The sequence below is a fragment of the Flavobacterium oncorhynchi genome (genome assembly GCF_002217355.1).
GTDB classification, from domain to species: Bacteria; Bacteroidota; Bacteroidia; order Flavobacteriales; family Flavobacteriaceae; genus Flavobacterium; species Flavobacterium oncorhynchi.
On the sequence record NZ_MUHA01000008.1, the window covers coordinates 1 to 1,068 of the forward strand.

The 1,068-nt window shown below is 41.2% G+C and carries 1 protein-coding gene; it reads right to left on the bottom strand.

What is annotated here, in order from left to right:
- The coding region (locus B0A75_RS08185; protein ID WP_208861259.1) for an HYR-like domain-containing protein at window positions 1-1,068 on the bottom strand (1,068 nt) is incomplete at both ends.

Genomic DNA, 1,068 nt, shown 5'->3' on the forward strand with positions numbered 1-1,068 from the left:
ATCTACAGCTGTTAATTTCTCAACTAATTGCGTTTGCAATCCACCGCAGTCTGTTAACGTATATGTTCTAGTTACGATGTATGGACTTGCTTTGCAGCCTGTTCCTCCGTTATTAGTTTCTGCAACTGTTACCGAAACGGTATTGTTACAGTTTCCTTTTACGTTTAATATTCCATTTACATTGGCTGCAGGAATATCGCCTATACATTGTACAGTAACATCTGCAGGTGCTGTACCTGTTGGTGCCACAGTATTGTCAATCGTATAAGTGTATACCCAGTCGTGAATGTGTCCTGCACAATCTGTAAAAGTATACGTATAAGTCTCTACTCCATTACAACTTGGAACAGCTGAAATAACCGGTGCTGAAGCTGTTAGGATATTACCGCAGTTGTCTTTTACTACTGGCACTACTGGTGCTGTAACTGCTGAAATACAGGCAACTGTTGTTCCTTGATCCGCAGGCATTACAAAATCGGCTCTTTGTAAAGTGAACGTTTGAGTGATCACTGTAGTGTTCAACACAGTATCTTCACCTAGATCACGTACTTTGTTGCCATTTAGATCTGCATATTCAGTTACGGTATACGTTCTGATTACATTTCCATTGCATAAAGGAGCTGCTCCATTTGAAGCTGTAATTTCGATTACACCGCAAGGGATGTTTCCAATACTTCCGTCACTGTTTCCTAAAGCTTCAAACTCTATTTTTGTCAAGTTTACTGCTGTTGGCATTTGGTCATAACACGTTATCGTCGTCGCAGGGAATGTTGGTGCTGTAACTTCATATACACAGCAAATTGGTGCTGTATCTACTACATCTATAGTATTACAAGCATAAGCATCTCTAACACTTACATTATAATTGGTTCCTGCCAAAATTGGGCTTGATGTCCAATCATTTCCAGACCATGTTCCTGGAGCACCTGTTCCTGTTACCGTATAGGGCGCTTGACCTGTTACTGTAAAGTTCAAGACATAACCCGAACCGTCAGCTGCGCAAAGCGTAGACTCTGTTCCGTTTAAAGCTAGCAGTGAATTAACTGTTATGCTTCCGCTCAGGTTTGC